Below are 19,409 nucleotides of genomic sequence, written 5' to 3'. Positions count from 1 at the left end.
TCCTTATGCAGCCCAGTCAGGGGCAAGACCTTCGGGGCTGACCAGACGGCCATCGGCACGGGCAAGACCGCCAATCGCCTTTATTTCGTCATCGCTGAGGGTAAAGTCGAAGATGTCGAAATTCTCGGCCACCCGGGCAGGTTTGGCGGTTTTCGACAGAACGATGATCCCCTGCTGGATCTGCCAGCGCAGGCCGACTTGTGCAGCGGTTTTGCCATGTTTCGCACCGATCTGCGAGATCAGCTCATCACCCGGAACCGCGCCGTCGGCCATGCCGAAATAACCCGTCAGGGCGGTACCGGTCTCAGCGGCAAGGCCCAGCATAGCCGACTGATCGAGATATGGGTGAATCTCAATCTGGTTCGTCACAACCGGTGCCTCGCTGACCGAGATCGCCTCACGCAACTGGCTGCGGTTATAATTGCTGACGCCGATGAACCGGGTTTTGCCAGCAGCCTGCACCTCATTCAGCCATTCAATCTGCTGGGCCACCGGGACCGTATTGCCCGGCCAATGTGCCAGCAGCAAATCGACCTGATCAACGCCCAGCTTGTCCAGGCTTTCATCAACCGAAGCGGCAAAGCGATCGGCGCTGTAATTATCGACCCAGACCTTGGTGGTCAGAAACAGTTCGTCGCGTTTTGCACCGGCACTGACCAGCGCCCGGCCAAGCGCGGCCTCGTTCTGGTAGATCTGGGCAGTGTCGAAATGACGGAAGCCAGCTTCAAGCGCGGCGGGGATCACGGCCTCAACCTCGGTGTCCGACATGCGGAACACCCCAAAGCCAAGCGCTGGAATCTCGGCGCCATGGGCTTTCACATATTGCATCGTTCTTCTCCTGTTCATGCTGTCTGGCAACCGAGTGCCTGTCAGACGCCGACCTTCGCACGGCGGGGCGGCTGGATGGTTCTGTTTGATGAACCTGCAGATAGATGCAAAGGCGGTGCTTGATAATCCGCCAGCTTGGCACATTATCTGTGAAGTGATTTCATCAATGGGGACCGGATGGACAACCGCGTGGGCGAGATGCAGGTCTTTCTGCGCGTCGTCGATACTGGCAGCTTTTCCGAGGCGGCACGGCAGATGCTGATGACGCCCTCGACCGTGTCAAAGCTGGTCGCCCGGATTGAGGCGCGACTGGGGGTAAGGTTGCTCGAACGCTCGACCCGCAGACTGTCCGTGACCGACGAAGGCCGCATCTATTATGAGCGCAGCCAATCCCTGCTGGCCGAACTTGATGCCGTCGAGCAAGACCTTTCCCATGGCATGGCGCGCATTTCCGGCACAATACGGGTCACCGCGTCGGTCGGCTTTGGCATGGTCGCGGTCGAGCCTTTGCTTCCCGCCTTTTGGCAAGAATTTCCCGATATTGTCGTGGACCTGTCGCTGTCCGATGAGATCGTGGATCTGTACATGGACCGCACCGATGTGGCCTTTCGCGTAGGGACGCTGGCGAATTCCAGCCTGACGGCGCGCAAACTTGGCACCGCACCGCGCAAAATCGTCGCTTCGCCCGACTATCTGCGCCGCCACGGCACGCCCGGTACAATCTACGACCTGGCCCATCATTCCTGTCTGGGCTTCAACTTTCGCCGCTCGACCCCGGTCTGGCCGTTGCGCGACAGCGGGCGAATCCTCGACCGTGGTGTCAGCGGGCCTTTGCTTGCCAATAACGGCGAAACAGTGCGGCGGATGGCGCTTGCCGGTATGGGGCTTGCACATATGGGCGAGTTTCACGTGCGCGAAGACCTGCGTTCCGGCGCGCTTGTCGAAGTGCTGTCAGAGGCCGTCGAAGGCGATACCGAGGATGTGCACGCGCTGTTTCTTGGCAGTGAACGGATGCCGCACCGGGTCCGGGCCTTTCTTGACTTCATGACACCAAGGTTGCGGTCATTTCTGGAAATCAAGGCAGCGAATTGAAGCCGCCGCTGTGCCGGTGGCTGTGCAAGGCACCAGGCCCGCTTAAAACCGCGCCCTCATGCAGCGGCCCGGGATGCGAACACCCCCAGCCAATTTGCACCCCACTGCTGGCGGAAAAATACTTGACGCCGCTTGGAAAGTCAGAAAATGACGCAGCGTCAAGATACCCCTGAATTGCGAAGTCGCAGCCGAGAGAAAGAAATTATGTTGATAAGTTACAATTGGTTGCTTAAAATTTCTTCGACTTGGAAATATGCCCCGCCATGGGTTGACATATATGTGATTTGAAGGCCGTTCGGACATTAGATATATATGCCGGCTTCTTGTTCACCCGGCCTCCGCCAGAATGAGTAATTAAATACCGCGGTCACATGAAATTATGTAGCCCGCACTGACGATCATCCTGTCAGCTGAGTCCTGAAACTACCTCTGTCTGAACTTGCACCAATCGATCAGAAGGTTCCCTGCCGCCATGCCTTACACGCTCACGCTGACCTCTTCGCAAAATATTTCCGGCGGGCCGACCACCGAACATCCGGACAGTGATTTCGTCCTGTCCCAGACCTACGACCCCTCGCTGGACACCACCCGGATCACCTTTTCCGACTACAACCAAACTCTGGATGATATGGCGACCGGAGGGAATAATCCGCCCGGCTCAAGCCCGGATCAGAAGTACGAAAACTCGCAAGGTCAGGAAATCGGTCTTGATCAGGTGCAGACAGCCAAGGTCGTTCACGGCGGGGTTGACTATGGCGAAGTCAAAATCATGCTTGGATATAAATCCGAGCTGGATTGGCAGGGCGGCGAAAACGGCAGCTCATCTACACTGATCGTCGGCAATTTTACCATGTTCGCCATCTGGGCCGAACTCACGCCGGGTGATTGGCAGATTATTGGCTATACCGCGACGGGTATATCAATCAGGGAGGCTACCGATCTTGCGCCGGGTTCCGGTGCCACAGGCTCTCCGGACGCGCCGGATAACCTTACGGCAAGCAAGTTGGAAGGAACGCTGGACGGCAAGGTCCAAGGCACGGATGGCGACGATTTAATTGACGCAAATTACACCGGCGACCCCGATGGAGATGTGATCGACGGAGGGGACAATACTGGTCGCTTTGGTGAATCCGGATCAGACGACGATTACATCGAGGCCGGGGCAGGCAACGATACCGTTTACGCAGGGTTGGGAAACGATACTGTTTATGCCGGAGCAGGCGACGACCTTGTATATGGCGGCGAGGGCGATGACACCATATATGGCGGCGACGGGAACGATACCCTGTATGGCGGACCAGGAAACGATCTGTTTTACGGAGGATACGGCAATGACTGGATGGAAGGTGGAGATGGCGACGATATCATAACCGCCGAGTACGGTCAGGACACCGTTTATGGCGGGGCCGGAAACGATTTTCTATTTGCGCAGTACGGAGACCACTATCTGGACGGTGGTGAGGGAAATGATACTCTTTCTTTTCACGGAGGAAACAGCACCTTAACTGGCGGCGAAGGTTTCGACCATTTTTACGTGTATAATGGCCTGGATCCTGCTAATGACTACGTCCTGATCACGGATTTTAATACTGGCACTGGTCAGGACATCCATGACGGCGACCAATCGAACAACGACTTCATCGCCTTGCACCAAGCGGGCTATTCTTACTACAATCTCGATCTCTACAATAAACTGCACGGCACGAATTATAAAAACCCGTTGCAATGGATGCGGGCCGATCAGGCCGATGACGGCACGCTGAACATGCTGGACGGCCAGAACGGCCTGCCCTATCTGAACGTCAGACTTGAAAACAACGGCAGCCCCGTTGCACCCGAAGACCTGACCTTCGACAACACCGGCGTACCCTGCTTTGCTGGCAGCACGTTGATCGAAACCGATCACGGCCAATGCTGCATCGAGGATCTGCGGCCCGGCAACCTTATCCGGACTGCCGATAACGGCATGCAGCCCATCCGCTGGATCGGCTCGATCAAGCTGGATGCCCGCGCACTGGCGGCCAACCCCAAGCTGCGCCCCATCCGCATCCGGGCCGGGGCGCTGGGGAACGGGACGCCGTCCTCGGACCTTGTGCTTTCGCCGCAGCATCGGGTGCTGGTCCGCTCGCGCATCGCACAAAAGATGTTCGGCGCCACAGAAGTGCTGGTCGCCGCCAGGCAATTGCTGCTGCTTGACGGTATCGACATCGCTACCGACCTGACCGAGGTTGAATATTTCCACATGCTCTTTGACCGGCATGAGGTCGTGATCTCGAACGGTGCGCTGACCGAGTCGCTTTATACAGGTGCACAGGCCCTGCAAGCGGTCGGCAAGGCGGCTAGGGACGAGATCTTTACGCTTTTCCCGCAACTGGGTGAGCAAGGGTTTGAACCAGCCCCAGCCCGCCCCCTGCCTTCGGGCCGCCGCGCGCGCAAGCTTGCAAACCGCCATCTGCAAAACCATCGCCCGATGATGTGTTGACCGTAGCCGCACGCCAAATGGGTCACGGCATCCGCCCTGGCCCATTTGGACGGCACGCGATCAACGCTTTAGCAATCAGGCAGGCACGGTTTCGCCACGCAACAGCGGCAGCAGGATGCGGCCCTGATACCCGGTCTGTTGCAGATAGGGCGTGTCGGACAGGATGAACCTGGTTATCCCCTGCCTGGCTTATTCCCGCGGCGAATTGGCAACCTCTTCGGCAGAGCCAACCAGCCAGGTGGTTGCGGCACCGCCTGCTCTGAACTTGCCGGGCGTGGTGTAAAAGCACCTCGCCCCGCTGTCGCAGATCCCCGCTGTTGCAGATCCAGCAACCGCTACTGGCCATGCGCCACAACCCGGCGATGGTCATGCCCGCCAGCCCCCTCGCTCGCAGCCATCCGGGCGACCTTTGCCTCGGCATCGCGCCATGCCTCGGCACTGGAGTCGCGGATCAGTGGGTACATAGCTCTTGCCATCTGACTATGCACCGCAGCCACGATCCCGTCCCGGTCCACGCCGACATTCCGGCGACATGGCTGCTGAAGATTGGAGAGCAGGAATTCAAGTTAAACCATTCGTTCGCAGGCAACAGCATGAAGCCGGAAATTCTCTGGCCTGTCCTTATGCCATTGCCACAGGTCCTGCCCCAAGGCCAAGGAATTGAAGCCAGTCAGCGTGATTGTTACCGTTCCCGTCCCGCCGATCATCGACCGCAAAACCTTCGAGGCGGTTCAGAAGCTGCTCAAAGCCCGCAATCCCAAGGTCATACCCGCCCGCGTCATCAGTGGCCCAACCATGCTGACCGGCCTGATCCATTGCGCCAAATGCGGCGAGGCCATGACTATCCGCACCGGCTAAGGCGGGCGCTATCGCTATTATGCCTGCTTGATGAAGGCGCGGCGGGGTCCGACCGCCTGCGAGGGCATGGCCGTGCCGATGGAAAGCTGGACGATCTTGTCGTCAATCACCTTGAGAAACAGCTATTTCAGCCTGAGCGGCTGGAAACCGTTCTTGCCGCTGTACTCAACCGCAGGTAGGAACATGCAGGGCGCCGCCGCGAGCATATCGCCGAGTTGAGCAAGCGCGCCACAGAACGGAACTGCGCCTCAAGCGACTCTATGGCGCTATCGAGGCGGGCATTGCCGATCTGGACGACCCGGCGCTGAAAGACCGCATCGACGGCCTCAAGGCCACCCGCCTATCGCGTCCTTCACGGGGTCGAAGATGGCCCGGAGGTCGGCGCGGGCTGGAAGGATGTCGGCGAAAAGGCCGGCGACTACACTTCGCTGGTGATCGAGGATCCCGCCTTGCCGCAGCCGATCCGCGTCAACTTTTTCCGGGACGGCAACACAAGACGGCCTGGTCGCTGCATTGGAGCCGCTCCGCGTGGCGGGCGGGACTGAAAGCCATGCGCTATCGCGTCATCCCCGCGTTCAAAACTCTCATCCCGTTGTTCGCAGAAAGGCCGTCTCATCCCGTCGTCCCGCTCCGGCGCGCGCAGCGAAGCCTCTGGCCGACGTCGCGCCTTGCCCTTGACCGCAGCGAGCACGCTGGAGGGCGAGCAGAGACAGGGAGATTGTGCAATATGCCGGTCTCCTGCTGGCTGGCGTACTCGTGATCACAGCCTGTCCGGTCGCCGTATCGGCGCAGACCGCACCAGTGGCGGGCGTGAATTCCGTCGATCCCTATGCCGGCTTCATCACCGAAGCCTCCCAGCGTTTCGGCGCTCCCGAACGCTGGATTCGCGCCGTGCTGCGCGCCGAGAGCGCGGGTGGCGTGCGCACAATCCCGTCGGCCGGAGCGATGGGATTGATGCAGGTCAAGCCCGATACCTGGGTGGGCCTGCGCGTTCGTCATGGCCTTGGCCGCGATCCCTACGATCCGCGCGACAACATCATGGAGGGCGTGGCTTATCTGCACGAGATGTGGGACCGTTACGGCAATGTCGCTGCAATGCTCGCGGCCTGCAATGCCGGTCCCGGCCGCTACGACGAACATCGCACGACCGGCCGCGCCTTGCCCGCCGAGACGCGCGCCTATGTCACCGCGCTTGCGCCGGTTCCGGGCAGCGCGGTCACACCCGAAACATCCGCGCCACCACCACCGCCGCCCGACTGGCGCGATGCGCCGCTCTTCGTCATGCGTCCGAGCGACAGGCGAAGCGCCGATCCGGTGCAGACCATCGGCACATCAGGCGACGCTCGTCCGACCGTTCCGGTGCGCGAGCGCCTCGATGCGGAGCCGCGTTACGGCGGCATGCTCATCACGCGGGCCGACGACGGAAGAGCGCCGTGACGATGGCGCTCCCGCGTCTGTTCGCGCTGGTTCCGGTGTACAGTCAGGCAGGGTCGCGCCTGGCTGCATTTCCAGTTGGAAGGGCGGAAAGGTCAGAAAGGGCGAACGGCCGCCCGTAATTTGCCAGGCGCCCCATCTGCGGGCGCAGTGGTGGTGAGTGGCGCTAAAGTATCGTCCCCGAAACCACGCAGGAGGCGGACGATGGAATTCTTTTGTGGGCTGGATGTCGCGACCGAGGAGACGGCGGTATGCGTTGTCGATAATCATGGCGAAGTGCATCTGACGGTCAAGGTCGCGACCGAGCCGGAGGCGCTGTTTGCGGTGCTGAAACCCTTCGTCGCACGGCTCAGGCGCGTCGGTCTTGAGGCGGGATCGTTGTCACCCTGGCTGCATCCGGAGTTGCTGAAGCTCGGCCTGCCAGCGACCTGCCTGGAGACGCAGCATGTACGTACGGCGATGTCGGCGCAGCGCAACAAGACCGACGAGAAGGACGCCCTCGGCATTGCCCATATCATGCGCACCGGCGGGTTCCGGGCCGCGCATGTGAAAACGGAGAGTTGCTACCGGATGCGCCTGCTTCTGACGCACCGGCGCAACCTGAAACGCAGGTTTCTCGACCTGGAGAACGCCGTCCGCCATTCGCTCAAGAGTTTTGGGATCAAGCTCGGCGGCATCTCGCGCAGCAAGTTCGACCAGGCGGTGCGCGAGGCCGCGGCGGATGATCCGTTCATTGCCGAGTTGACGGACGCCATGCTGACGGTGCGGGCGATCTCCTGAATCTGGAACTTGCGGTTTTCCAGAAACTGCGCGTCCGTCGAGTTGAAGGTGAACGGGGTGAAATCCATCCCGTCGAAAAGAATCGCCGTGCGGCCATGATCCTCGCCCTCATGCGCCGTGCGCCACGCATCCCGCGCCGCCTTCACCGCTTCCTGCCCATACCTTTCGGGATCTTCAGCGCCCCCGAGGGACGGGCACCGCGCGTGAACAGTTTGGCCGCGTGACGATCCAGAGCAACCGCGATCCCGATGGCCTCTCGCGCCAGCGACAGCGGGCAGCGCTCAAGCGGCGGCAGAAGGTGGATCACATCGCGGGCCGGGATCGGGCGATTGTTGAGCCGATAGCGGCGTTCGCCGGTCTCAAGGTCGAGGTCGAATTGCAGGAAGCTCGGGCGATAGCGGATGATCTCCCGCACCTCGCCATTGACCCGGTTGACCCATGCCAGCCCGCCAGCATCGCTCATCGGGGCATCGCGGACGATCTGGCGGATCAGCTCAAAGCCGGTCATCCAGTCGTTTGCTTCATCACGCAGCAGCGCCAGCACCGGATGCTCAGGCACGTCGATTTCGGTCTGGCCCTCGATCCGCTTCACCGTCACGTCGAGCGAGGCAACGGCTTCCGAAATCAGCTGGATCGCATTGGCAACCGCAGGAACGCGCAGCGCAGCCGAGGTGCTGACGACGATCCCGGTCGTGGTCGCCTCCGCGCCGAATACCTCAACCAGCGCCGCGTCAGGCGATGCCAGCGATTTCCTATCGGGCGCGAAGGTCTTGCGCAGGGTGGTCCAGATGCTCATGGACCAGTTTATGCGACCGGCAACGGCGGTGACGGAAGCTGGCAAAACCATGCAAAGTGCAGAAATGTGTCGCAAACTTATGCATCAGCGACCACGCCGCCATGCCAGCAACTGGCCCCTTTCAGCAAACCACCGGCCCATGGGCCTGCGCACGGGCATGCCACTGTCCGGATCTGCGGCCCAACGGCGGGCAGTATCGACTGAAACGTCCAGGCATGCTGCGATGGCTCGCATACCCCATAACGGCCGGTTCAGCTTCAAAACTGAATCTATGCGCTACCGATCCAGTGGTGGTTGATCGTTTTTTGCCTGTTTCGCCAGCATGTTTTTCTGCCTTCCCGTCATCTGCCCTCTCCATCTCATTGACCTGAAATGAGAAAGCCTACTTCCCGCAAATGTAGCGCCCGGCCCCCCCCCCGCCGGTCCCCGCTAAAGGCCCAAAGCCCAGACCACCCCCCGGACAAGAACCGGCACCCGCCAGTCACCCGCGCAACGTTCCGCCTCAAGGATCGCTTGGATATAGCTGGCACCGTCCCAAAGCACCGTCTGGCCGCCATCATCCTCAATCAGCAGGACCATGAACCGAGCCGGACAGGCAGTAGGCGCTCCGAGTGGGATCAGCGCATCACGGCAAGCGCGGCCCGCTTGCCGACAGGCCAACAAACTCGATCCGGTCAGGGCCGCAAAGCGCAGCATGTGTCATACTCTCACACCCCGCACCCCGCACCTGCGCCACGGTCAGCCAACGCCAGCAGAACCAGCTTGGCCGATGGCTTCAAACCTCGCTGCTGGAACGCCCGGTTCATCGCTACATGGCTCATGCCAGGCACCGGATTTCTGGTTTACAGTAAAGCGCATCGTTCCCGCTATGCCCTCTTTCTGTCCCCCGCTCCTGAAAGACGCTTTCTTCGCAGGGTCAATGCGCTTAGCGTTTTCGCGCATATCCCTGCACTTTTCCTTTCTCTCTGGTTTTTCGGCCCGGCGACGCCTATTTCATGCGTCATGCAAGGAAAGACCGCTGCGATGAAAGACCTGACCAACTCCGAAGCCGATGCTCTGATCGCGGATATGGGCCGCAAAGCGCGCGAAGCCGCCTCGGTGCTGGCCGAAGCCACGGCCGAGCGTAAGCACGCCGCCCTGATCAGTGCCGCCGATGCAATCCTGAAGGCCGGGGATGCGATCCTCGACGCCAATATTCTGGACATGCACCACGCCGGGGAAAAAGGTCTGTCGCCAGCCATGCTGGACCGGCTGAAGCTTGATCCCGACCGCATCCGCGCCATGGCCGATGGCCTGCGCTCAGTCGCGGAACAGTCCGACCCGGTCGGACGGGTTCTTGCAGAATGGGACCGGCCGAACGGGCTGCATATCCAGCGCGTGGCGACCCCTTTGGGTGTCATCGGCGTGATCTATGAAAGCCGGCCGAACGTCACCGCGGATGCGGCGGCGCTGGCGCTAAAGGCTGGCAATGCCGTGATCCTGCGCGGCGGATCCGAAAGCCTGAACAGCGCGACTGCGATCCATCAGGCGCTGGTTACCGGCCTGCGCCAGGCCGGTCTGCCCGAGACAGCGGTCCAGATGGTGCCGACCCGCGACCGCGAAGCGGTGGCCGCAATGCTGCGGGCGCAAGAGTTCATCGACGTAATCGTGCCGCGCGGCGGCAAGGGACTGGTCGGACTGGTCCAGCGCGAGGCCCGCGTGCCGGTTTTCGCCCATCTCGAAGGTATCTGCCATGTTTATGCCGACCGCGACGCCGATCTTGAAAAAGCTCGCCGCGTGGTTCTGAACGCCAAAACCCGGCGCACCGGCATTTGCGGCGCAGCTGAATGCCTGCTGATCGACTGGCAGTTCTACACCAAACACGGCACAGTCCTGGTCCAGGATCTGCTGGACGCCGGGGTCGAGGTGCGGGCCGAAGGTGAACTGGCAAAGATCCCGGGTACGATCCCCGCCGAGCCTTCGGATTTCGGGCAAGAATTCCTCGACAAGATCATCGCTGTCAGACTGGTCGATGGTGTGGAAGAGGCGATCGCCCATATCCGTCGCTTTGGCTCGGGCCATACCGAGTCGGTCCTGACCGAAAATGACGCGACCGCCGAACGCTTCTTCAAAGGGCTCGACAGCGCCATTCTGATGCGCAACGCCTCGACCCAGTTCGCCGACGGCGGCGAATTCGGTATGGGTGCTGAAATCGGCATCGCCACCGGCAAGATGCATGCGCGCGGGCCTGTGGGGGCAGAACAGCTGACCAGCTTTAAATATCTGGTCATCGGTGACGGCACCGTCCGCACCTAAAGAAAACACAAGGGATGCGCTGACTTATGGCGCATCCCTCAGGTATTTTCCAGCATAAGCCCGTACGGCTCAGCCGGTCAGAACGAGATCTCACCCCCGATATCGTCCAACTCCCACTTGAGGGGACGGGCGGCGGCGCGCGCGCAGGCCGAGAGCAGCATGAAATGCACCTCTGACGCGGCTGGTTCGGGTCGTTCCCGGCCGGTTGTCAGGTCAAGCCACGACCACAGCGCCGGGTCCTGACGCACGCGGCTGGCCTCGGCCATCAGTCGCCAGCCCTGCGCGCCCCGGCAGACAAGCACACTGCCGCCCCAGGGCAAGGCAGTCTCAAAGCACATCAGCCCCAGCAGGATCATACGCGCCTCCATCCGGGGCAGGTCGCCCTCGGCCTCAAGGCGGATGCGCAACCGGCCACCTTTTTCGTCCGCGGCCAGCAGTGACGCCAGTTCGGGCACGCCCACGCGCTGGTTCGGCTTGGCATGACCAAAGGCCATGCGGAACCAATGCAGCCTCGCCCGTGCGGCATCGACGCTATCGGCGATAAGTTGCATCTCTGCGCTGGCCCCGATGCCCGGATAAGCGCCCGAAAGCTGCAACAACTCCAGCCCGTTCCCGATCGCGCCAAAGGGCGAGACGATGTCATGGCACATCCGGGCAGCGACCAGTGTCGCCAGATATTCGGGTGATAGCGCCTCGGATGGGTCGGGCACGTGGCGGATTGTCAGATCATCCATGGGGAATTAGCCTGCATCATGGTTGTAAAAAGGGCGCGAGATGAACGAAATCCTTGAGCCGGGCATGATCGTACGCCACCCGGGGGCGCCCGAATGGGGGACCGGACAAGTCCAGTCGCGGATCGGAGATCGCATCACCATCAATTTTGCTAATGCCGGCAAACAGGTAGTCAACGGCAAACATATCCATCTTGAACTCGTCACCACTGACCCATTCGACCAATAAGGCTAGACTAATTCAACTTTAGCGCGAGTCAATCGCCACAACCGGTTATCCTGTGATTAGCCGCGCTAAGCGGTTGCAATGTCTCGTGCTCCCGCCTAGACACGGGCCCTGATACAAAAGGCGGGGTTCCAAGCCGTAACCATGACGCCAGAAACGTCTTATTTCTCAACCCGTCTCGCCACGGACGAAGCTGATCTGCTGGCAGCGCAGCGCCTGCGCTATCGCGTCTTTGTCGAAGAGCTGGGCGGAGACGGTGCTCTGGTCGATCATCAGGGCCGATTCGAACGTGACGAGTTCGACCCCGTCGTCGATCATCTGGTGCTGGTCGATGCTCGCCGTTCGCGCGATGATCTGGACCATGTGGTCGGAGCATATCGCCTGCTGTCGGGCGAGCGGGCAGAAAGCTTTGGCCGCTTTTACTGTGATAGCGAATACGACCTGGCACCGCTGCGTACCTCGGGCCGGTCGCTGCTGGAACTGGGCCGCTCATGCGTTGATCCCGCATATCGCGGCGGATCTGGCATGTTCCTGATCTGGAACGCGCTGGCCGAATACGTGCTGGCGCGCGAGATCGAGATCCTGTTCGGCGTTGCCTCATTCCACGGCACCGATATCGGGGCGCTGGCCCAGTCGCTGAGCTGGCTGTATCATCACCATCTGGCGCCTGAAACGATCCGCCCCCATGCCCGTGCCGATGGCTATCATGCCATGGACCTGATCCCGGCCGACCAGCTTGACCGCCGCACCGCGATGAAGGCGATGCCGGCGTTGATCAAGGCTTATCTGCGGCTTGGCGGCATGGTCGGCGAAGGCGCATGGCTTGATCACGCCTTTAATACAACTGATGTCTTTCTGATGGTGGACACCAAGGCCATGTCGGAAAAGCACCGTAAATTCTACGAGACCCGCCCACGGCCATGAGCGAGGGCAACCGTGCCACATGGCGGGACACGGTGCCGCCGCCTGCCCTGCCGCGCCCCGGCGCCATGGGTTGGCTGCGCGTTGCATTGCGCGGCGGCGGGATCATCCTTGTCCTATTGATCGGTGTCCTGCTGATCGTACCCCTGCGAACAGCCGAGCGGCTGTTCACCGGCCCGCGCCGCCCCCTGACCGGGCCATGGGTTCAGGGCGTCTGCCGCATCTGCCTGTGGATCCTGGGGCTGAAATGGCGCTGCATCGGCCAGCCCTTGCGCGGCCCGGGCGCGGTGGTGGCCAACCACTCAAGCTGGCTTGATATCTTTGTCCTGAACGCGGCCATGCCCGTGTTCTTTGTCTCAAAGGCCGAGGTCGCAGGCTGGCCGGGCATCAATATCCTGACCCGGGTCACGAATACGCATTTCGTCACCCGCGACCCCAAGCTGGCACGCGAACAGGCCGAGGAATTTGCCGCCCGCACCCGCGCCGGCCACCGCCTGCTGTTTTTCCCCGAAGGGACCAGCAGCGACGGGCAGCGTGTGCTGCCCTTTAAACCGACGCTGTTTCAGGGCTTTCTGGACCCTTCGCTACCCGAGGATCTGGCGATCCAGCCGATGAGCGCGACCTATCACGCGCCGCAAGGCCGCGATCCGCGCTTTTATGGGTGGTGGGGCGACATGGATCTGGGGCCGCATCTGCTGGCGGTGCTGGCGCAGTCTCCGCAAGGCTCGGTCACCGTACGGCTGCACGATCCGATCCCAGTCGGGGGTGAGACCCGCAAGACATTGGCCGCCAAGGCCGGGACTGCCGTCCGCGAGGGTTTCTCGCAGGGCTGATCCCGGCCTGGCAGGTGGCAAACTTACAGCGGCCAGAACAGCGGGATGGTCAGGCAGGCGACAATGCCGCAGATGATGTCCAGAGGCACGCCGACCTTGACGAAATCGCTGAAGCGATAGCCGCCGGGGCCATAGACCATCAGATGGGTCTGATAGCCGATGGGCGTGGCAAAAGCGACGGTGGCCGAGAACATGACCGCCACCACATAGGCACGTGGATCATGGCCAAGCGACTTTGCCAGGGCAATCGCCACCGGGGTCAAAAGCACGGCGACCGCATTGTTCGACAGCACCTCGGTCATCACAAGCCCAAGGAAATAGACCGCGATAAGCGTCGCAAAGGGCGGCAGGCCCTGCAACAGGGGCGAAATAACCTCGACCACCAGGTTGACAGTGCCGGTATGCTCCATCGCCGCTCCGACCGCCAGCATGGCAAAGATCATCGCCATCAGCCGCGCATCGACAAAAGAGAACGCCTCTTCGGCATCGACGCAGCGGGTGATCAGGATCAGCGCCGCGGCGACAAAGGCCAGCGCCATGATCGGTGCCGTATCCACCGCCGCCAGCGTCACGACCGCAAGCAGGCACAGAATGGCAATCGGAGCCTTTGAGCGCCGGAACGGCCGCGCCGAGGGGCGCGAGACGTCGACCAGCTCCATATCTGCGGCGAGGCGGGCGATATCTTCGGGCGCCCCCTCCAGCAGCAGCGTATCGCCAACCTGCACCACCAGATCATCAAGCTGGCGACCGATGTTCTGGCTGCGGCGATGCGCAGCAAGCACATAGACGCCATAGCGACGGCGCAAACGCATGTCGCCCAGACGCCGCCCGACCAGCCGCGCACCGGGCGAGATCAGCACCTCGACCGTTTCAGTCGCAACCGAGCTGAGCTTATCGACCATCTGGAAGTTCTTGTTGGCCTGCATCTCAAGCAGTTCAGCCATTTCCGAGCGCAGCACGACGCGGTCGCCCGGCTCAAGCACCACCTCTTCCAGATTGCGGCGCAGCGAGGCATCGCCCCGCAGCACGTCGATCACCCGCACCGAATCACGCTTGAAGATCGGCGCGGTCAGGACCGGCTGGCCGACAAGGCTGGAATCCTCGGGGACGGCGACTTCGGTGAAATATTTCATCTCACGCCTGGTACCCAGAAATCCGGCAAGCGAGGTACGCTCGGGCAAAATTTTCCAGCCGATCAGCACGAAATAGGCAATCCCGGCAAGGGTGATGGCGATGCCGACCGGTGCGATCTCGAAGATGGTAAAGGGGGTCATCCCCGCTTCGCGCGCAACACCATCGACCAGCAGGTTGGTCGAGGTCCCGATCAGCGTGATCATCCCGCCCAGAATGGTGAAATAGCTGAGCGGCATCAGGAATTTCGACGGCGAGGTGCCAAGCTGCACCGCCAGCTGGATAAAAATCGGGATCATCACCGCCACGACGGGTGTGTTGTTCATGATCGCAGAGGCGACAATGACGAAGCCAAACAGCCCGCACAGGGTCAGCCGGGGATGCTTGTCAGCCCGCGCCGTGACCAGCCGCGACATGATCTCAAGCGCACCGGTCCTGAGAAGCCCCCCCATGATCAGGAACATAAAGGCGATCGTCCAGGGCGCCGAGTTCGACAGCACCGAAGCTGCGTCCTTGACCGGCAACAGACCCAAAATCATCAGCACCGCCGCAGTGCCGATGGCAATGACTTCTGGCGGGCGGCGTTCGCGGATAAACTCGATAAACATGACCGTCACGATAATCAGCATCGTGACAGCCGCAGTGGAGCCGGTCAGTTCAAAACCCAACATGCCAACCTGTTTCCATAGCGCCGCGAAATCACGGCCCTTTCGATGGGAGATAGAATTATTTTCCCCGCCGCGGCAAGTTAAAGCGCCGGAAACAGACGCGGATCAGACAGAGGGTTGCGTAACTGCCAGCCTGCCACCCTGACGCACCGGCTCGACCGCCACGGCTTTACCCGTGCGGTCGTCGGTGGTGACCAGAACGCCCGACAGCGTCGCCTCGCCCTCGGCGGGGGCGAAACGCTCGGACACCATTCCGGTCAGAAAGCGGCGCAGCGGCTCGGCCTTATCCATGCCGATCACGCTGTCATAATCGCCGCACATCCCGGCATCGGTCTGATAAGCCGTGCCGCGATTGAGGATCATCGTATCGGCAGTCGGCACATGGGTATGGGTGCCGACGACCAGACTGGCGCGGCCATCGCACCAGTGACCCATCGCCATCTTTTCGCTGGTAGCCTCGGCATGGATGTCGACCACGCTGGCCTGTACGAGCCCGCCCAGCGGATGCGCCTTGAGCACCGCTTCGATGGCCGAGAACGGATCATCAAAGGGCCGCTTCATGAAAACCTGCCCCAGCACCTGCGCCACCAGAACCTTGCGGCCCCGCGTCGCCTCAAAGACCCGGGCACCCCGGCCAGGGGCGGCCTTTGAGTAGTTCAGCGGCCGGATGATGCGCGGCTCTGCCTCGATAAAGGACAGCATCTCTTTCTGGTCGAAAGCATGGTCGCCCAGAGTGATGCAATCGGCACCGGCATCAAGGATCAGCTTGGCATGACCTCCGGTCAGTCCCATGCCGCCTGATGCGTTCTCACCATTGACGATGGTGAAATCGACACCCAAACGTTCCTTGAGCGGGCCAAGCCCCTCAGCAACCGCGCGCCGGCCCGCGCGCCCCATTACATCGCCAAGATAGAGAATACGCATGGCTGAATGGGTTAGGCGAAAGCCGAGGTGGGCTCAAGCCCCGTCGGCCGCATGATGGCGGGAACTATAGCAGCCATGCGCCCAACACCGCCCCTGCAAGGGCAACGACCGCGCCCAGCACGACGCCACCCCAAAAGCCGCGCCCCTTGCCCGGCTGCGCAGGCGCTGGGGTTTCGCGCAGCAGTTCGGGCATCCGACGCTCAAGAAACTCGGGCAAAAGCGGGGCAAAGCGGCCCAGCACCTGCACGGCGCGGGTCAGATCGCGCGCAGCCGCCCGAGGGCCGAGATTGTCGCGGATATAGCTTTCAACCACTGGCCGCGCGACCTCCCACATGTTGATCTGCGGATCAAGCGAGCGCGCGACCCCTTCGACCACCACCATCGTACGCTGCAGCAGCAGCAGTTCGGTCCGGGTGGCCATGCCGAAACGTTCGGTGACCTCGAACAGATAGGCCAGCAGATTGGCCATCGAGATGCGGCTGGCATCGGCGCCAAAAATCGGCTCGCCCACCGCACGCAGGGCACGGGCGAACTCTCGGATGTCGCGGTCGCGCGGGACATAGCCCGCCTCGAAATGCACGCGCGCCACCCGCTCATAATCGCGGCGGATAAAGCCCATCAGGATCTCGGCATAGACCCGCCGGGTATACTCGTCGATCTCACCCATGATGCCGAAATCATAGATGACGATATCGCCATTGCTTGCCACCTTCAGGTTGCCCTGATGCATGTCGGCATGAAAATAACCGTCGCGCAGCGCGTGGCGCAGAAACAGCTGCAACACTCGCCCGCCCAAGGCTGGCAAGTCATGGCCGGCCTCTTTGAGCGCAGCGATATCGCCCATCGGAATGCCCTCGGCCCAGTCGGTCGTCAGCACACGCCGGGCGCTGAGATGCCAGTAAGGGACAGGTACGGCCATGCCCTCATCGCCCGAGGTATTCTCGGCGAACTCCGAGGCGGATGCGGCCTCCAGCCGCAGGTCCAGCTCTCCGGCGACAACCGATTCGAAATGGCTGATAACGTCGCGCGGGCGCAGACGACGGGTCGCGGGCGACAGCGCCTCGATCATCGCAGCGGCGAAATGGAACGCGTCGATGTCACGGCGGAAGGCCGCCTCGATGCCCGGACGCAGCACCTTGACCGCGACCTCGCGTCCGTTGTCGATGCGCCGCGCGCGATGAACCTGCGCGATCGAGGCCGCAGCCACAGGTTCAGAGAATTCACTGAACAGCGTCCCGACCGGACGGCCAAGATCGGCAGCGACGGTGCGCAGCGCCTGATCCTGTGAAAATGGCGACAGCCGGTCCTGCAGCATGGAAAGCTGATTGGCCAGTTCGATCCCCACCACATCGGGGCGGGTCGAGAGGATCTGGCCGAATTTCACATAGGCCGGCCCCAGCGCGGTAATCGCGCGGGTAACAGGTGGCAGGTTCGGATCGCCCTTGTAGCCAAGCCAGGCGAAGGGCCAGCCAAGGATACGCGCCGCGACCCGGATATGGGCGGGTGCATTCATCGCATCCAGCGCAACCTTCATCGCGCCGGTACGCTCGAACGTGGCGCCGGTACGGATCAGGCGCCAGATGTTATGCGGCCCGCGCATTCAGAGCTTCCAGCCGGAATGCAGTGCGGCGATTCCCATGGACAGGTTGCGCCATTGCACACGGCCGAAGCCCGCCTCACGGATCATCGCGGCAAAGCTTTCCTGATCCGGAAAGCGGCGGATCGATTCGACCAGATACTGATAGCTGTCGCGGTCGCCTGCGACGACCTGGCCCATCACCGGGATCACGTTGAAGGAATAGCGGTCATAGAGCCATTGCAGCATCGGCACCGGCATCTGGCTGAATTCCAGCACCATCAGCCGCCCGCCGGGCTTGAGCACGCGCCGCGCCTCGGCCAGCGCATCGGGAATGCGGGTGACGTTACGAATGCCGAAGCTGATCGTGTAGCGGTCAAAGCTGTTATCGGCAAAGGGCAGCTGCATCGCATCGCCCGTGACCCAGGCAAGACGCTCGGCAAGCTTGCCGGCCTCGGCGCGCTTGCGCCCCTCGACCAGCATCGATTCGGTCATGTCACAGACAGTGACGCGTGCCCCCGGCGCACGTTCGAGAAAGCGAAAGGCGATATCCCCGGTGCCGCCCGCCACATCCAGCAGGTGCTGACCGTCGCGCGGCGCCAGCCAGTCCATCATCGCCGTCTTCCACAGGCGATGAACGCCGGCGCTCATCAGGTCATTCATGACATCATAGCGCGAGGCGACGCGCGAGAAGACGCCATGGACCAGCCCGGCCTTGTCCTTTTCAGCCACGGTGCGAAAGCCGAAATGGGTATTCTTTGGCTCCTCAGGGATCATGTCGCTTGTCCATCCGTCGTTTCGCGCCCAGATAGTCCTAAAGTGCGCCGCGCGCCATAGCAGGGGACGCGGCCGCACCATGCGACGAACAGGAAGAAAATGCCAGAACTGCCAGAGGTCGAAACCGTCCGGCGCGGCCTTGAGCCGCATCTGACAAACCGCATCATCACCCGCGCCGAGGCCCGCCGCCCCGATCTGCGCCGTCCCCTGCCCCCCGATCTGGTGCAGGTGCTGACCGGTGCGCGGGTGACGGGTCTGCGCCGACGCTCAAAGTATATCCTTGCCGATCTTGAGGATCGCGGCAGCCTACTTTTGCATCTGGGCATGTCGGGGCGGATGCTGATCGAGGGGGAAAGTCAGGGCGACTTTCATCGCGACCCGGCGATTCTGCCGCGCCACGACCATGTCGTGCTGTGGACCGAGGAGGGCACGCGCATCACCTTTAACGATGCGCGGCGATTCGGCCTGATTGATCTGGTCGCCCCGGGAGAGAGCCACCCGCTACTAGCCCATCTGGGGCCCGAACCGCTGTCGGACACCTTTACGCCAGAAAAGCTGGTACAGGCCCTTGCCGGGCGGCGCATGCCGATCAAAGCAGCGCTGCTTGATCAGCGAATCGTGGCTGGGCTTGGCAATATCTATGTCTCGGAGGCGCTTTACCGTGCCGGTATCGACCCGCGCCGCCTGGCAGGCGCAGTCGCTGAGGCCGAGATAGCGGCGCTGGTCAATCATGTCCGGGCGGTACTTGAGGAAGCAATCGCCGCAGGCGGCTCATCGCTTCGCGATCACCGGCAGGCGACGGGAGAGCTTGGCTATTTCCAGCATTCCTTTCGCGTCTATGACCGCGAGGGGGCTCCTTGCCCGACCCCTGGCTGTACCGGCGCCATCGCCCGGATCGTGCAATCGGGACGGTCGAGCTATTTTTGCCCGGTCTGTCAAAGGTAAAGCCGCCTGCGGCGGCTGCCTCCGGCGGGGATATTTGCAGCACGGAAGAGCAATGCTGGTCTTGCCACTGTGCTTTTGTTAGAACTCGCGGTCAGCTTGTTTGCAAAAGGCG

17 protein-coding genes and 3 pseudogenes are annotated in these 19,409 nt (G+C 61.9%); 11 read left to right on the top strand and 9 right to left on the bottom strand.

Translation table 11 applies throughout. The features are described 5' to 3' along the window. Positions 1–3: 3 nt before the first annotated feature. On the bottom strand, positions 4–828 hold the full coding sequence (locus F8A10_RS17950) for an aldo/keto reductase (protein ID WP_010394512.1): 825 nt from the start codon (positions 826–828) through the stop codon (positions 4–6). Between the two features lie 177 nt (positions 829–1,005). Here F8A10_RS17950 and F8A10_RS17945 point away from each other — a divergent pair, with 177 nt between their 5' ends. Further along, positions 1,006–1,920 carry a LysR family transcriptional regulator gene (locus F8A10_RS17945; RefSeq protein ID WP_010394514.1) on the top strand — a complete coding sequence of 305 codons (915 nt, stop codon included), beginning with the start codon at positions 1,006–1,008 and terminating at the stop codon, positions 1,918–1,920. 472 nt (positions 1,921–2,392) lie between these two features. Then, on the top strand, positions 2,393–4,402 hold the full coding sequence (locus F8A10_RS17940) for a Hint domain-containing protein (RefSeq protein WP_152368065.1): 2,010 nt from the start codon (positions 2,393–2,395) through the stop codon (positions 4,400–4,402). A gap of 335 nt (positions 4,403–4,737) precedes the next feature. Here the strand turns inward: F8A10_RS17940 and F8A10_RS21780 are convergent, their stop codons facing one another. Further along, a complete protein-coding gene (locus F8A10_RS21780; protein ID WP_264675564.1) occupies positions 4,738–4,866 on the bottom strand; it encodes a hypothetical protein in 129 nt (42 codons plus the stop codon). Between the two features lie 196 nt (positions 4,867–5,062). Between F8A10_RS21780 and F8A10_RS21585 the strand changes: the two genes are divergently transcribed. From F8A10_RS21585 to F8A10_RS17920, 4 genes and pseudogenes are all read left to right on the top strand, one after another. Continuing rightward, positions 5,063–5,260 (top strand): recombinase family protein, encoded by a 198-nt coding sequence (locus F8A10_RS21585; protein ID WP_227493486.1) that lies wholly within the window; start codon positions 5,063–5,065, stop codon positions 5,258–5,260. Positions 5,261–5,637: 377 nt separating this feature from the next. Further along, a pseudogene (locus tag F8A10_RS17930) lies at positions 5,638–5,805 on the top strand (DUF736 family protein); the annotation flags it as partial. 175 nt (positions 5,806–5,980) lie between these two features. Further along, positions 5,981–6,697 carry a lytic transglycosylase domain-containing protein gene (locus F8A10_RS17925; protein WP_227493485.1) on the top strand — a complete coding sequence of 239 codons (717 nt, stop codon included), beginning with the start codon at positions 5,981–5,983 and terminating at the stop codon, positions 6,695–6,697. Between the two features lie 201 nt (positions 6,698–6,898). Beyond that, positions 6,899–7,468, top strand: a pseudogene (locus F8A10_RS17920) (IS110 family transposase); the annotation flags it as partial. A gap of 47 nt (positions 7,469–7,515) precedes the next feature. Here F8A10_RS17920 and F8A10_RS17915 read toward each other — a convergent pair. Both F8A10_RS17915 and F8A10_RS21260 read right to left on the bottom strand, forming a co-directional pair. After that, a pseudogene (locus F8A10_RS17915) lies at positions 7,516–8,270 on the bottom strand (phage portal protein); the annotation flags it as partial. Positions 8,271–8,699: 429 nt separating this feature from the next. Continuing rightward, entirely contained in the window at positions 8,700–8,849 is a 150-nt protein-coding gene (locus tag F8A10_RS21260) for a hypothetical protein (RefSeq protein WP_158004469.1), read from the bottom strand. Between the two features lie 444 nt (positions 8,850–9,293). On the opposite strand from F8A10_RS21260, the gene F8A10_RS17905 reads away from it, so the two are divergent. After that, on the top strand, positions 9,294–10,565 hold the full coding sequence (locus tag F8A10_RS17905; RefSeq protein ID WP_152368064.1) for a glutamate-5-semialdehyde dehydrogenase: 1,272 nt from the start codon (positions 9,294–9,296) through the stop codon (positions 10,563–10,565). Positions 10,566–10,642: 77 nt separating this feature from the next. Here F8A10_RS17905 and F8A10_RS17900 read toward each other — a convergent pair whose 3' ends face one another. Next, on the bottom strand, positions 10,643–11,299 hold the full coding sequence (locus F8A10_RS17900) for a histidine phosphotransferase family protein (RefSeq protein ID WP_085502138.1): 657 nt from the start codon (positions 11,297–11,299) through the stop codon (positions 10,643–10,645). 40 nt (positions 11,300–11,339) lie between these two features. Between F8A10_RS17900 and F8A10_RS17895 the strand changes: the two genes are divergently transcribed. The 3 genes from F8A10_RS17895 (at position 11,340) to F8A10_RS17885 (ending at position 13,276) form a co-directional block, all read left to right on the top strand. Continuing rightward, positions 11,340–11,525 carry a DUF3553 domain-containing protein gene (locus F8A10_RS17895; RefSeq protein ID WP_010394536.1) on the top strand — a complete coding sequence of 62 codons (186 nt, stop codon included), beginning with the start codon at positions 11,340–11,342 and terminating at the stop codon, positions 11,523–11,525. 141 nt (positions 11,526–11,666) lie between these two features. Continuing rightward, positions 11,667–12,446 (top strand): GNAT family N-acetyltransferase, encoded by a 780-nt coding sequence (locus F8A10_RS17890; RefSeq protein ID WP_010394538.1) that lies wholly within the window; start codon positions 11,667–11,669, stop codon positions 12,444–12,446. Continuing rightward, a complete protein-coding gene (locus F8A10_RS17885) occupies positions 12,443–13,276 on the top strand; it encodes a lysophospholipid acyltransferase family protein (RefSeq protein WP_010394541.1) in 834 nt (277 codons plus the stop codon). The genes F8A10_RS17890 and F8A10_RS17885 overlap by 4 nt, the downstream gene beginning before the upstream one ends. 23 nt (positions 13,277–13,299) lie before the next feature. Here F8A10_RS17885 and F8A10_RS17880 read toward each other — a convergent pair whose 3' ends face one another. The 4 genes from F8A10_RS17880 to ubiE all read right to left on the bottom strand — a co-directional run bounded on the left by F8A10_RS17880 (position 13,300) and on the right by ubiE (position 18,352). Continuing rightward, the gene (locus F8A10_RS17880) at positions 13,300–15,078 is read right to left on the bottom strand and encodes an SLC13 family permease (RefSeq protein WP_010394544.1); all 1,779 of its coding nucleotides are present in this window, start codon (positions 15,076–15,078) and stop codon (positions 13,300–13,302) included. Between the two features lie 102 nt (positions 15,079–15,180). Then, a complete protein-coding gene (locus F8A10_RS17875; protein WP_010394546.1) occupies positions 15,181–15,999 on the bottom strand; it encodes a TIGR00282 family metallophosphoesterase in 819 nt (272 codons plus the stop codon). A 64-nt stretch (positions 16,000–16,063) separates the two neighbouring features. Then, positions 16,064–17,599 carry a 2-polyprenylphenol 6-hydroxylase gene (gene ubiB / locus F8A10_RS17870; RefSeq protein WP_152368063.1) on the bottom strand — a complete coding sequence of 512 codons (1,536 nt, stop codon included), beginning with the start codon at positions 17,597–17,599 and terminating at the stop codon, positions 16,064–16,066. Continuing rightward, complete coding sequence (ubiE, locus tag F8A10_RS17865) at positions 17,600–18,352, bottom strand: bifunctional demethylmenaquinone methyltransferase/2-methoxy-6-polyprenyl-1,4-benzoquinol methylase UbiE (protein WP_010394548.1); 753 nt, start codon at positions 18,350–18,352, stop codon at positions 17,600–17,602. Positions 18,353–18,451: 99 nt separating this feature from the next. Between ubiE and mutM the strand changes: the two genes are divergently transcribed. Next, positions 18,452–19,297, top strand: a complete 846-nt coding sequence (gene mutM / locus F8A10_RS17860) for a bifunctional DNA-formamidopyrimidine glycosylase/DNA-(apurinic or apyrimidinic site) lyase (RefSeq protein WP_085502136.1) — start codon at positions 18,452–18,454, stop codon at positions 19,295–19,297. The last annotated feature ends 112 nt before the right edge of the window (positions 19,298–19,409 follow it).

Source organism: Paracoccus kondratievae, from assembly GCF_009301415.1.
GTDB lineage: Bacteria > Pseudomonadota > Alphaproteobacteria > Rhodobacterales > Rhodobacteraceae > Paracoccus > Paracoccus kondratievae.
This window is presented reverse-complemented; position numbering and strand designations above follow the sequence as displayed.